Origin of the sequence: Yersinia massiliensis (genome assembly GCF_003048255.1) — a bacterium.
Classification (GTDB): Bacteria; Pseudomonadota; Gammaproteobacteria; order Enterobacterales; family Enterobacteriaceae; genus Yersinia; species Yersinia massiliensis_A.
This window is the reverse complement of sequence record NZ_CP028487.1, coordinates 593413-605821: the sequence shown is the minus strand read 5'-3', so window position 1 is coordinate 605821 and position 12409 is coordinate 593413. Positions and strand designations below refer to the sequence as shown.

The following is a 12409-nucleotide window of genomic DNA, read 5'->3' as shown; positions in this document are numbered from 1 at the left end:
GGTTGGAAGGCTTTAGGCGGTCGCTAGCCCTAAAAACGTTACGATCGGGGAGAAAAAGTGATCAAAACCAATAAAGGCATGATTCCCACCGGATTCGACGGTCTGCCGACAAGGGGTGTAATAGGCCACCGCTTGACGGTAATCGAGGATTTCGTCCCCTGTCTGTTGCAATAACCAGAGTAAATCCGGTGATTCCAACGTTTCAATCTGCATGGCCTTCAGGTCATAAATATGCCGAGACTCTAACACATATTGTTGCCCTGTGTAGGGGTTCTCATTTTCGCCCAAGTAATCATTGAGTAGTTCAAATGGCCGCACGGCTGGGTTGACGAGTACAGCAGGGATACTGAAACGCTGAGAAAGCCAAGTCGCAAAATACCCACCTAAGGAAGAACCAACGATACCAATTGACTGCCCAGCTTTATCCATCACGATGTTTTCTAGCATTTCAGCCGCTTCCGCAGGATAAGGCGGTAGCTGCGGCGTCAGCATCTCAATATGAGGATGGTGTATCTGCAACCAACTTTTGAAGGTCGTTGCTTTCGCCGAGCTGGGGGAGCTATTAAAACCATGGATATATAAAAGGGTGCTCATCAATAACCGTCCGCGTCCATGTCCGGGCTGAACTCATCACTGGCTAACCGACGAACCTCAGTTTCAAGTATTCCATTAGGCAGTAAATCGAGGTAGCGCCATCCCGGGGCCACAGTATCAATAGTGAAATTAGTACAGTGAGGTTTGAACTGTACGCAAGTTGAGGGACTAGCCAGTAGGCGTTTGCCGTACCAATCGAGATCCAAATCTTGATGGATATGACCGCACAATAAAGTGGTCACTCGCGGATAACGAGTCAAAACCGCCGCCAGCATATGCGCATTACGCAAGCTGTGCTGATCAAGCCAAGTACATCCTGATGGCATAGGATGGTGATGCAATAAAATCAGCGTATAACGTTCTGGGTGTGCCACCAGACAACGTTCCATCCATTCCAACTGATAGTCGCTAAGTTCACCATAAGGAACGCCAAAGACCTGACTATCCAATAACAAAATTTGCCAGTTATCACCGACTAGAACTTGCTTTGAAGGTGCAATTCCCGCATCTGCCAGTGCATCCACCATCGCGGGCTGGAAATCGTGATTCCCCGGTAGCCATAAGCAAGGTGCAGGTAAACGCGCAATACCCTTCGCAAAATTCTGATAGGCGGCAACAGAATGGTCCTGAGCCAAATCACCCGTGGCGACAATAAGATCAAATGGATGCTGCTCCGCAATAATCGCATCCAATACCGCGCGATAACTGCGAGATGTATTTACACCCAGTAATGTCTCATGCTCACCCGCAAAGAGGTGGGTATCTGTTATTTGTAAAATTCTGACCTTGGCCCCACTCGCCATAGGCAGTTTAAACAGGCTTTCCAAATGGTGTCCTTGTTTTTGCACCCTTTTCTACCCCGTTCTCACGGATATATATGTTCGGTAGGCAAGGCGATAAGTCTGTCTAACAAACCGGAACTGCCACAGCTCCATGCGCCAAACAATAGCGCAACCAGTCAGCTAGAAACTGGTTAATTTGATGCTTTTCGTCCCGTTGATGCAACTTTTTATTCGGATAATCATAACTTGCTTTGAAGCGAGAGATCTGCTGACTGGCACACACTTCCGCGACCTGTGCATCATGATAAAGCCTCACGACCATCGATGGCAGGCTCCACTGATTAACCGCAGGCTCAGTTTGCACAATCTCTACCACCGAAGTGTAGCGGGTTGACTCAATAATTGTCAGCCGATAACTGACGCCATTAACCTGATAAGCGATATTTTCACCCACTTCATCATTCCGCGGTATCAAACGACGTAATTGTGCGAAATTGGTTTCGCATAGCCGCATCATTTCTGGGAAATCAGGTGTATAGCGTTTTATCATTATTATGCTCACTTTCTCTTTACGACTGCCATTCTGCTCTTAGCGAGTGGTGGTGCAACGCCAGCCATTGTAATGCAATGATTGAGGCTGCGTTATCAATAGCACCTTCCTCAACCCAACGACAAGCCTGTTCGCGGCTCACTACATGTACTCGGATATCTTCATTTTCATCGGCTAGCCCATGAATCCCACTGGCCGTCGTCGCATCAACCTCACCGACCATGATCGATAAACGTTCGCTGGTACCGCCAGGGCTGGCCAAGTAACTGAGCACGGGCTTACAACGCCCAATGTGAATACCCGCTTCTTCTTCTGCTTCGCGGCGGGCGACTTCCTCTACTGTTTCACCGTCTTCAATCATCCCTGCAACCATTTCTAATAACCAAGGCGATGGGCTGGTGTCAATGGCAGCAATCCGTAATTGCTCGACCAATACCACTTCATCACGCACAGGATCATAAGGGAGTAACACTGCAGCATGGCCGCGCTCAAAAATTTCGCGCTTAACTTCGCCACTCATTTCGCCATTAAATAAGCGGTGGCGAAAACGGTATAAATTAAGTGAAAAAAAACCACTGTACAGAGTTTCACGTGCAATAATTTCCACGTCGTGCTTGTCGAAAGTCACCGGTGAAGGGTTGGCAGATGACATAGACTGATTTCCTTACTCAGATTAGCGGTCTAAAAAGACAGTTTGATAAAGATTGTTTGACAAACATACTCTGATACCGATTAGTTGACTGAACACATATGTAGCTTTGTGATAGATTTAAGTAAATTAAGGCGAGATGGCACAATCGGCCACCTTATCCCATTGGCAGACTCTGATAGAATCGGCAACAATTCGTCTATCGACAGCTACCATAGTAATATTGCCGCACAACTGCTGCACAACAAGGACTGCAAATGAAGAAACTGCTCCCCCTTCTTATCGGGCTGAGTCTGGCTGGTTTCAGTACCATGAGCCAGGCAGAAAACTTGCTGCAAGTTTATAAGCAAGCCAGGGATAGTAACCCAGATTTACGCAAATCGGCGGCTGACCGCGATGCTGCATATGAAAAAATTAATGAAGCACGCAGTCCATTATTACCACAACTCGGTTTGGGCGCGGGTTATAGCCATACTAATGGTTTCCGCGATGCCTCTGACAATCCCGATAGCAACGCCACCTCAGGCTCCCTGCAACTGACACAGACCATTTTTGATATGTCCAAATGGCGCGCGTTGACGTTACAGGAAAAAACAGCAGGTATTCAGGATGTCACGTTCCAAACAAGCGAACAATCCTTGATTCTGAATACGGCAACAGCCTATTTCAACGTGCTCAGAGCGATTGATAGCCTGTCTTATACCGAAGCACAGAAACAATCGGTTTATCGCCAGTTAGATCAAACCACTCAGCGTTTTAACGTAGGTTTGGTGGCAATCACTGATGTCCAGAACGCCCGTGCTAGCTACGATACCGTTTTAGCGGATGAAGTCACGGCGCGCAATAATCTGGATAACGCGCTAGAAAATCTGCGTCAGATTACTGGCGTTTATTACCCTGAGTTGGCTTCACTGAATGTTAGCCGCTTGAAGACACAGCGCCCAGAAGCCGTTGCTAACCTATTGAAAGATGCAGAGAAACGTAACCTTTCGTTGCTTTCTGCTCGTTTAACGCAAGATTTAGCTCGTGAGCAAATTAAATCGGCTGAAACAGGCTACATGCCAACCGTTAATTTGACAGCATCCTCCTCGGTAACTAATACCCGTTACAGTGGTGGCACACCGAGCACTCAACAAGTCAATAATGATGCTGGCCAGAACCAAATTGGCGTGCAATTGAGCTTGCCACTTTACAGCGGCGGGGCGACTAATTCTGCTGTGAAACAAGCGCAATATAATTTTGTCGGTGCTAGTGAACAGTTGGAAAGCGCTCATCGCAGTGTCGTGCAGACTGTTCGTTCCTCCTTCAACAATATTTCGGCCTCCATCAGCAGCATTAAAGCTTATGAGCAAGTGGTTATTTCTAACCAAAGCTCATTGGATGCCATGGAAGCAGGCTACCAAGTCGGGACACGTACAATTCTGGACGTGTTAACCGCCACCACTAACTTGTATCAGTCCAAGCAACAATTGGCTGATGCGCGTTATAATTATCTGATTAATCAGCTAACTATCAAGTCTGCACTCGGTACGCTGAATATGAATGACCTGACGGAACTGAATGGGGTGCTGGATAAACCAGTCCCAACTTCAGCCACCGCTTTGGCTCCCGATAATGCGAATCAAAATGCCTACGCTGAGGGTAGTAACACGCAATCTGCACCGCGCGCTACCACTGCCAGCCAGACAACAACCGCCACACCGGCAGCAACACGTAACGGCAATCCATTCCGTAACTAATTCGTCGTTTAGTTAGGCTCTCCGGGTGCAGCATTAGGCTGCATCCGGCTTATTTTCAGTCCCTCTTTTCACCCGCACCAAGCATTTTTCGTCAATGAAAAAAGCGAGGCTACTCGCACCATTTCGTATAGCTTTGTAAAGTCTGTTGCTGACCGGCCCTCGCGCTTTAATTTTATACACGTTTCCCCTATCCTATGGACACTTACTGGGAAAGGGCTTCGAATGCCCGGAAATGAGATTACTAATGATGAAACGGACTCAAAACATCAATCAAGAGACTTTCCGTAAATATTGGCGCAGCTATCGCCTTGCGCCGGTAGCTTTGGCTGTCAGCGCTGTATTTATGCTGGCCGGCTGCGAAAAGACCGATGAAACCGTCTCTTTGTACCAAAATGCCGATGATTGCTCTCAAGCGAACCCGTCTAAGAGTGCGGAATGTACGACTGCTTATAATACTGCTTTGCAGGAAGCGGCTAAGACAGCGCCAAAATATGCGACCCGTGAAGACTGCATTGCAGAATTTGGCGAGTCTCAGTGTACTCAGGCCCCTGCGCAAGCGGGTATGGTGCCAACCTCATCATCGACCAGCGAAACAGCTGCGGCTGCACCACAGCAGAGTGGCGGTATGTGGATGCCACTGATGGCCGGTTATATGATGGGTCGGATGATGGGCGGCGGCGCAAGTCAGCCACTGTTCACCTCTAAAGCACCGAATAGCCCGGCGAATGGCAAGTTTGTTGATGCCACTGGTAAAAACTTTGGTTCAGCGACCACAGGCCGCACCATGACTGTGCCGCGTACCGCGATGGCACCGAAGCCAGCCGTGACCAATACCATCACTCGTGGCGGTTTTGGCGAATCAGTCGCTAAACAGTCCACCATGCAACGTAGCGCCGCGACGTCATCTAAAACCAGCACTCGCAGCATGGGTGGCTAAGGTCTGATTAATGAAACGTTTAGCGATTAGCGAACGCCCAGATTGGCGCGAAAAAGCCACTGAATTTGGTTTCCGTTTTCACACCATGTATGGCGAGCCGTACTGGTGTGAAGATGCTTATTACGAGTTCACGCTAGCGCAAATTGAAGAGTTGGAAGAGACCACGGCAGAGTTGCATCAAATGTGCCTGCAAGTGGTTGAGAAAGTCATCAATAGCGATCAACTGATGGCTAAATTCCGTATTCCAAAGCACTGCTGGGATTTTGTCCGTAGTTCTTGGCGAACCCAGCAACCGTCACTCTATTCTCGCCTTGATCTGGCCTATGATGGCGTCAATCCAGCAAAATTGCTGGAGAACAATGCAGACACGCCAACCTCACTGTATGAAGCTGCCTTTTTCCAATGGTTATGGTTGGAAGATCAGATCAATGCAGGCAATTTGAGCCAAGATTCTGATCAATACAACAGCATGCAAGAGAAGCTGATTGAGCGTTTTGTTGATCTGCGTGAAAACCACGGTTTTAGCTTGCTGCATCTGGCTTGTTGTCAGGACAGCGAAGAGGATCGCGGTACGGTGCAATATCTGCAAGATTGTGCACTGGAAGCGGGCCTGCCGACTGAATTCATGTTTATGGAAGAGATCGGCCTTGGAGAAAAAGGACAATTTACTGACCTTGATAACCAAGTCATCAGTAATTTGTTCAAGCTCTATCCGTGGGAATTTATGTTCCGCGAAATGTTCTCTACCAAACTGGAAGATGCTGGCGTGCGCTGGCTGGAACCCGCTTGGAAAAGTATTATCTCCAACAAAGCCTTGCTCCCTCTGCTCTGGGAGATGTTCCCAAATCACCCTAATCTGTTACCGGCCTATTTTGCTGAAGACGATCATCCTGCAATGGATCATTATGTCACCAAACCGTTATTCTCGCGGGAAGGTGCCAATATCCAGATAGTGGAGAACGGTAAAGAAGTGGCACGGGTTGATGGGCCGTATGGCGAGGAAGGCATGATTGTGCAGCAATTCCATCCGTTGCCTAAATTCGGTGACAGCTATACGTTGATTGGTAGCTGGCTGGTGAATGACCAACCATGCGGTATTGGTTTGCGTGAAGATCGCGAATTGATCACCCAAGATCTGTCGCGTTTTTATCCCCATATCATTCTGGGATAAGTTGCTGCATTGATAAGGGAAGGTCATATGGCCTTCCCTTTTTATTTCTAATTCCTAACTTCTAAACGCTGCTACTGGTGCTTCAGTTAGTTCACCACGACCGACAACATACTCAGCGACCCCATTTCAATCCCATCGGTAGGAATTGAAATCGCCTCTTTGCCATCCCAGCTCCCCAGCACGTAAAGCAGGGGTAAATAGTGTTCAGGTGTTGGGTTAGATAAGGCCGCGCCTTCATGCTGCATAAAGTTAACTAATGGGTGATTATCGCCCTGATAGCTCAAATTATCCCGTACGAACTGATTGAAAGATTCAGCCCAAGGATAGGGATCACTTTCTCCCTGCCATCTCACCATCCGCAAGTTGTGTACCACGTTGCCGCTGGCAACAATCATCACACCTTGATCGCGCAATACTGCCAATTTACGGCCTAACTCATAGTGATACTCTGCCGGTTGAGTGCCATCGATACTCAGTTGCACGACGGGAATATCCGCCTCAGGATACATCTTGATCAAGACTCCCCAGCTACCATGGTCCAAACCCCATTCGCTGGTATCCGCCCGTACAGGGATTGGCGCTAGCAGTTGTTGGACTTGCGCAGCTAGCTCGGGCGAGCCCGGCGCTGGATACTCGGTATCAAACAGCGCTTGCGGGAAGCCACCAAAATCATGGATGGTCCGAGGTTTCGCCATGGCGGTTACCGCAGTTCCACGGGTATACCAGTGGGCGGAAATCGCTAGGATGGCCTTAGGACGCGGTAATGTCTCACCCAACGTACGCCATGCCAGGGTGTGACTGTTTTCTTCCAGCACGTTCATCGGGCTACCGTGGCCGAGAAACAGTGCAGGCATACGTGGAGTGTTCATAGAGAATCCTTACGATTAAATAGAAAAGTGTGCTTAAACCATGAGCAACACATTACGCGCTTTTATTCTATTTCACAGCCGGATAACCATGATGATGATGTTCAATAATTTTGAATGGGAAATTAGCTGGGGTAAAAGACCGATTAAGACACTGTTATAGTGGGAGATTACGGGGATTAAAGTAGAACATCACCGGGTCACTGTCTTTTCAGAAAACGAGAGGTAACCCGGTGTTTAATGCTCAACTTTAGCAGCCAATATGCAATAGCAACCAAACTAAATTATTTTGGCTATCTTCTAGCGAGATTGGCGATACGCCACCAGATCATCAATCGTGACAACAGGCATATTATGCAACTTGGCGAACTCGATCACTTCTGGCGCATGAGCCATGCTGCCATCATCATTGGTCAGCTCACACAGCACACCCGCTGGTTTGTAACCTGCCAAGATAGCCAAATCAATTGACGCTTCGGTGTGGCCACGGCGGGATAAAACGCCGCCTGACTGGCCGCGCAGTGGGAATACATGGCCTGGGCGGTTAAGATCGCTTGGTTTTGCATTATCGGCAATGGCTGCACGGATCGTAGTTAAACGATCTGCCGCAGAAACGCCCGTAGTAACGCCTTCTGCCGCTTCAATTGTCACGGTAAAACCGGTTTGGAACTGGCTAGTATTGTTGGTGACCATCATCGGTAATTCAAGCTTCTGACGGTGTTCATCCGTGATACACAGACACACGATGCCGCTACCGTGACGAATGGTTAGCGCCATTTGTTCAACTGTCATCGCTTCAGCAGCAAAAACGATATCACCTTCGTTTTCACGGCTTTCATCATCCAATACCATTACGCCACGACCATTACGCAAAGCGTCGATAGCACGTTCTACACGCTCGAAAGGCGTGCCAAAATCTGAAAGAAGAGTCTGATTCATGGTAAAAAAAACCTCATTAATATTATGGATTACCAGAATCAGGGCGGTCTTGAGGAGTAACAGGCCATTCTTTTATCTATAAAATCTTATAGATAGAGAAATAGCTGAAATAAGGCAGGTGATCTATACCCGACAGTTTTCAAGCGACTGTGTTAATTGTTTCTTGAAATCTAAAACGTGCATAAAACCAGCAGATACCGTTAATCTCTCCCATCCGGACTATAACCGTCGGCCCCGGAATTACACCGGATCTGCTGACCTCTACCCGACTTTCTTTGATAAGAGAAGCAAGGTGAGCGCTCGCGGGCTTTTGCACCACGACGTTGATACGCCGCAACACAATTTACCGCCGGTGGGGACTTACACCCCGCCCTGAGAATAAGTGTATGACTATAGCGCTATTGATTCTTCGGAGCAATTACCAAAATGTAGATGTGTGGAGGTTTATACAATCTTAATCTGGCATTACACTAGAGGGAGTCACTACACCTCTAATTAGGGAAATATCATGATTGACCCGAAAAAAATTGAACAAATCGCCCGCCAGGTGCATGAGTCTATGCCGAAAGGTATTCGCGAATTCGGGGACGACGTCGAAAAGAAAATCCGGCTGGTGCTACAAGCGCAGTTAACCCGACTGGATTTGGTCAACCGTGAAGAGTTCGACGTGCAAACTCAAGTGTTGCTGCGCACCAGAGAAAAACTGGCCTTACTCGAGCAACGTCTGGGTCAATTGGAGGCTAAATTCAATAGCGCGCCTACTGCGATTGAAAGTCCAACCGATGATAACAACAGAGAGAACAAAGCTGCCGAGTGATGTGAAAAATCATTAAGCGGAGACGTTATTACTCTTCAGGGTGCTCATGTAGCACCCTGATTTTATTGTGCTCTTGAACTTAAGAAGGAGGTACTTAGGGGCATTACACTGACAATAAGTCTACGATGGCAGTACCGCTTTCGGCATTCGAGATATCCCAATCCATAGCAGAACAAACATTAGTAACGCGTATAAACTTTTCCAACCAATCATCACCAGCAATACACAACATAGAATACTGCCAATCATCGACATCACGCGCGAGCGCCCGCTCAATAAACGAATACCTGCCAGCATGCACAACAAGTAAATCAACACGAAAATACCGTTGGCATAAACAATCAGTAAATCCAAAGGTAGCGCCAACCAATAAATCAGTAAGGCGAACACTAAGCAACTACCCACAACGGCCGTTAATGCATAGACGGGAGTTTGACCGGCAGAAAGCTGCGCCAGCTTACTTTGTGGACGAACCTGAGCTTGCGACCACACCATGCGGGCAAAGCTTTGAGTATAAATATTGACGCTAGCAAAGCAGGCTAAATAGCCAATAATGCAGGCAATCCACAGCGCATGTTCCCCAAACAGTTGTACCACAATGCCGGGTAATGAAGCCGCAGCAGCTTGTTCTTCACCGTAGGCATGAAAATGCAGCACAGCCACAGTGCATCCCCAATAAACCGCACCCGCGACCAATAGCCCTACGATTAGCGCTCGAGGGAAATCACGTTCAGGATGACGGAATTCTGTCGCCAGATGCGCGAATGCTTCTAGCCCGACGAAGCACCAGAACATCACGGCAAGTGCATTGAACATATTCGGCGGGGATATATCTTGCGGTGATGGCCAAGGGATTTGGGATGGATGAATCTCTCCTTGCCACCAAATAGCCACCACGAAGGCGATGACCAGTAGTGCAATCAAGGTTTGTACATTGGCACTTGAGCCTGCACTGCGCGTGCCGAGCAACCAAATGACCAATAAGGTCACCAGTTGCACCATCAGCAGTTCGCTATCACGCCAACCAAAGGTTGCTTGCCAAAAACCTGCGGCAATCTGTAAAGCAGCGGGGAGGCCTACAGGGATGACGGACAAGAATAACCAGCCAGTGACTTTGCCTAATTTCGGCCCAAAAGCCATAGTCACGAAGTGAGCGGCACCACCCGCGCTGGGGAAGTGACGCCCCAAAGCAGCAAAGGCAATAGCAATCGGGAAAACCAGCACAATCAGTACCGGCCATGCCCATAGGCTGTCATCGCCCGCGAGCATTGCTGCCAGTGCAGGGACGGCAAAGACACCTGTTCCCAGCAGCGAGGTGGACAACAACCCGACTCCCTGTGCGAGGCTTAACTCCTGTTTGAGTCCACTCATTTTATTCTCTACCCAGATCCATTGGCGTTGCCAGTAGGCGTACCCGATGAGCTTACACTGGTAAGTGATTCGGGCGCATAAGTGCCGCTAACAACGCTGCAGCGCCAAGGACAAAAAAGTAGTAATACCCTAAGTCATTGGTGTTGCAGCTAAGCAGCAAACGAACAAGTCCCGATGAGCTGACTCAAGTCAGTGACTCGGGCGCGTAAGTGCCGCTAACAACGCTGCAGCGCCAAGGGCAGTAAAGTATGCAATACCCTAAGTCATTGGTGTTGCAGCTAGGCAGCAAACGAACAAGTCCCGATGAGCTGACTCAAGTCACTGACTCGGGCGCGTAAGCGCCGCTAACAACGCTGCAGCGCCAAGGACAAAAAAGTAGTAATACCCTAAGTCATTGGTGTTGCAGCTAGGCAGCAAACGAACAAGTCCCGATGAGCTTACATCAGTAAGTGATTCGGGCGCGTGAGTGCCGCTAACAACGCTGCAGCGCCAAGGACGACGGGTATTTAGCCGCGACCATTCTTGATCGACTGAATAATATTCGTCGTAGAAACACCATCCTCAAAGTTCAACACCTTCACGTCACCACCGGCGGCCCAAACTTCGGCACTGCCTGCAATTTCATCGGGTTTGTAATCGCCACCTTTGACCAGCAAATCTGGCAAGATATCGGCGATTAATCGCTGAGGGGTATCTTCTTCAAACGGCACAACCCAGTCGACAGCTTCTAACGCACCTAACACGATCATGCGCTGCTCTAACGGATTCACTGGGCGTTTTTCGCCTTTCAATCGTTTGGTCGAAGCATCACTGTTCACGGCAACGATCAGGCGATCGCCTAATTTACGTGCATTAGCCAAATACGAAACATGGCCAGCATGGAGGATGTCGAAAATACCGTTGGTCATCACCACTTTTTCACCGCGCTGGCGGGCTTGTGCGACGGCTTTTTTCAGTTGCTGCTCATTCATTACACCGAAACCGGTTTCAGCTCGGCCACGAATGGCATTTTCCAACTCAATCGGAGAAACCGTTGACGTACCCAGCTTCCCAACCACCACACCTGCCGCCGCATTCGCGAGGAAGCACGACTCTTCGAGGGTATTACCCGCCGCCAAAGCCGCTGCCAGCACACCAATCACAGTGTCACCGGCACCCGTCACATCAAACACTTCCTGAGCCTGGGTAGGTAAATGTAGTGGTGGCTTGCCCAGTTGCAGCAAGGTCATCCCTTGTTCGGAACGCGTCACCAGCAAGGCAGAAAGATCAAAATCAGCCACCAACTTCATGCCGCGAGTGACCAATTCTTCTTCGTCTTTGCAGTGACCGACGACGGCTTCAAATTCAGACAGGTTAGGTGTCAACAGTGTCGCACCGCGATAACGTTCAAAATCGCTACCTTTAGGATCAATCAGCACCGGTACTTTCGCTTTACGCGCCAGTTGAATCATCGGTTGTACGCTGCTCAATGCCCCTTTAGCGTAATCGGACAGGACCAGCGCACCAATTTGTGGAAGCGCTTGTTGGATGCGCTCGAAAATCGGCTGGGGGTCAACGCCACCAAAACCTTCTTCAAAATCCAAACGAATCAGTTGTTGATTACGGGAAAGAACACGCAGTTTGGTGATAGTCGGATGGGTGGGAACCGAGACAAAATCACAGCGCACCTGAACTTCATTCAGTTTGTTGGTCAAGGCACGCGCCGCATCGTCGATGCCGGTTAAACCCACCAAGCGGGATATTGCGCCCAAGGAAGCAATGTTCATCGCCACGTTCGCGGCACCGCCTGGGCGTTCTTCGATGGTATCAACTTTGACAACAGGAACCGGCGCTTCCGGTGAAATGCGGCTGGTAGGTCCGTACCAGTAACGGTCTAACATGACATCGCCCACGACTAAGACTCCGGCGCGACGAAAATCAGGCAGCGTGACTTTCATACGTTTGCCCCCCAATGTGAGCTGTTATTAACCCCGAAATCACCCATCCTTCGCTCC

At 49.0% G+C, this 12409-nt stretch carries 12 protein-coding genes and 1 riboswitch; of the genes, 4 read left to right on the top strand and 8 right to left on the bottom strand.

Features of this window, described 5'->3' with window-relative positions; genetic code table 11:
• Positions 1–12: 12 nt before the first annotated feature.
• From yqiA to nudF, 4 genes are all read right to left on the bottom strand, one after another.
• The gene (yqiA, locus tag DA391_RS02830) at positions 13–594 is read right to left on the bottom strand and encodes an esterase YqiA (RefSeq protein WP_019212525.1); all 582 of its coding nucleotides are present in this window, start codon (positions 592–594) and stop codon (positions 13–15) included.
• The gene (gene cpdA / locus DA391_RS02825) at positions 594–1421 is read right to left on the bottom strand and encodes a 3',5'-cyclic-AMP phosphodiesterase (RefSeq protein WP_050083795.1); all 828 of its coding nucleotides are present in this window, start codon (positions 1419–1421) and stop codon (positions 594–596) included. Before cpdA ends, yqiA begins: the two co-directional genes overlap by 1 nt.
• Before the next feature lie 79 nt (positions 1422–1500).
• Positions 1501–1926 (bottom strand): DUF1249 family protein, encoded by a 426-nt coding sequence (locus tag DA391_RS02820; RefSeq protein WP_050083796.1) that lies wholly within the window; start codon positions 1924–1926, stop codon positions 1501–1503.
• 19 nt (positions 1927–1945) lie between these two features.
• Positions 1946–2578: an ADP-ribose diphosphatase gene (gene nudF, locus DA391_RS02815; protein WP_050083797.1), complete on the bottom strand. Its 633-nt coding sequence runs from the start codon at positions 2576–2578 to the stop codon at positions 1946–1948.
• 254 nt (positions 2579–2832) lie between these two features.
• On the opposite strand from nudF, the gene tolC reads away from it, so the two are divergent.
• The 3 genes from tolC (at position 2833) to DA391_RS02800 (ending at position 6422) form a co-directional block, all read left to right on the top strand.
• A complete protein-coding gene (gene tolC / locus DA391_RS02810) occupies positions 2833–4314 on the top strand; it encodes an outer membrane channel protein TolC (RefSeq protein ID WP_050083798.1) in 1482 nt (493 codons plus the stop codon).
• 247 nt (positions 4315–4561) lie between these two features.
• Positions 4562–5251 carry a DUF1190 family protein gene (locus DA391_RS02805; RefSeq protein ID WP_108088235.1) on the top strand — a complete coding sequence of 230 codons (690 nt, stop codon included), beginning with the start codon at positions 4562–4564 and terminating at the stop codon, positions 5249–5251.
• A gap of 10 nt (positions 5252–5261) precedes the next feature.
• On the top strand, positions 5262–6422 hold the full coding sequence (locus DA391_RS02800; protein WP_019212519.1) for a glutathionylspermidine synthase family protein: 1161 nt from the start codon (positions 5262–5264) through the stop codon (positions 6420–6422).
• 86 nt (positions 6423–6508) lie between these two features.
• On the opposite strand, the gene ygiD is transcribed toward DA391_RS02800, so the two are convergent.
• Positions 6509–7291, bottom strand: a complete 783-nt coding sequence (gene ygiD, locus DA391_RS02795; RefSeq protein WP_050083799.1) for a 4,5-DOPA dioxygenase extradiol — start codon at positions 7289–7291, stop codon at positions 6509–6511.
• 297 nt (positions 7292–7588) lie between these two features.
• Positions 7589–8227: a 3,4-dihydroxy-2-butanone-4-phosphate synthase gene (ribB, locus tag DA391_RS02790; protein ID WP_019212517.1), complete on the bottom strand. Its 639-nt coding sequence runs from the start codon at positions 8225–8227 to the stop codon at positions 7589–7591.
• A 198-nt stretch (positions 8228–8425) separates the two neighbouring features.
• Positions 8426–8611: riboswitch (FMN riboswitch) on the bottom strand.
• 124 nt (positions 8612–8735) lie between these two features.
• Between ribB and ubiK the strand changes: the two genes are divergently transcribed.
• The gene (ubiK, locus tag DA391_RS02785; RefSeq protein ID WP_057645817.1) at positions 8736–9044 is read left to right on the top strand and encodes a ubiquinone biosynthesis accessory factor UbiK; all 309 of its coding nucleotides are present in this window, start codon (positions 8736–8738) and stop codon (positions 9042–9044) included.
• Positions 9045–9164: 120 nt separating this feature from the next.
• Here the strand turns inward: ubiK and yjeH are convergent, their stop codons facing one another.
• Together yjeH and hldE are read right to left on the bottom strand one after the other, a co-directional pair.
• A complete protein-coding gene (yjeH, locus tag DA391_RS02780) occupies positions 9165–10415 on the bottom strand; it encodes an L-methionine/branched-chain amino acid transporter (protein WP_108087343.1) in 1251 nt (416 codons plus the stop codon).
• 506 nt (positions 10416–10921) lie between these two features.
• On the bottom strand, positions 10922–12352 hold the full coding sequence (hldE, locus tag DA391_RS02770) for a bifunctional D-glycero-beta-D-manno-heptose-7-phosphate kinase/D-glycero-beta-D-manno-heptose 1-phosphate adenylyltransferase HldE (protein WP_049610441.1): 1431 nt from the start codon (positions 12350–12352) through the stop codon (positions 10922–10924).
• Between the last annotated feature and the right edge of the window lie 57 nt (positions 12353–12409).

Excerpts from the sequence above, each read along its gene's own strand:
- ribB (WP_019212517.1), bottom strand. The coding sequence starts at position 8,227 with ATGAATCAGACTCTTCTTTCAGATTTTGGCACGCCTTTCGAGCGTGTA.
- DA391_RS02800 (WP_019212519.1), top strand. The coding sequence starts at position 5,262 with ATGAAACGTTTAGCGATTAGCGAACGCCCAGATTGGCGCGAAAAAGCC.
- ubiK (WP_057645817.1), top strand. The coding sequence starts at position 8,736 with ATGATTGACCCGAAAAAAATTGAACAAATCGCCCGCCAGGTGCATGAG.
- DA391_RS02820 (WP_050083796.1), bottom strand. The coding sequence starts at position 1,926 with ATGATAAAACGCTATACACCTGATTTCCCAGAAATGATGCGGCTATGC.
- nudF (WP_050083797.1), bottom strand. The coding sequence starts at position 2,578 with ATGTCATCTGCCAACCCTTCACCGGTGACTTTCGACAAGCACGACGTG.
- yjeH (WP_108087343.1), bottom strand. The coding sequence starts at position 10,415 with ATGAGTGGACTCAAACAGGAGTTAAGCCTCGCACAGGGAGTCGGGTTG.
- yqiA (WP_019212525.1), bottom strand. The coding sequence starts at position 594 with ATGAGCACCCTTTTATATATCCATGGTTTTAATAGCTCCCCCAGCTCG.
- tolC (WP_050083798.1), top strand. The coding sequence starts at position 2,833 with ATGAAGAAACTGCTCCCCCTTCTTATCGGGCTGAGTCTGGCTGGTTTC.
- ygiD (WP_050083799.1), bottom strand. The coding sequence starts at position 7,291 with ATGAACACTCCACGTATGCCTGCACTGTTTCTCGGCCACGGTAGCCCG.
- hldE (WP_049610441.1), bottom strand. The coding sequence starts at position 12,352 with ATGAAAGTCACGCTGCCTGATTTTCGTCGCGCCGGAGTCTTAGTCGTG.
- DA391_RS02805 (WP_108088235.1), top strand. The coding sequence starts at position 4,562 with ATGAAACGGACTCAAAACATCAATCAAGAGACTTTCCGTAAATATTGG.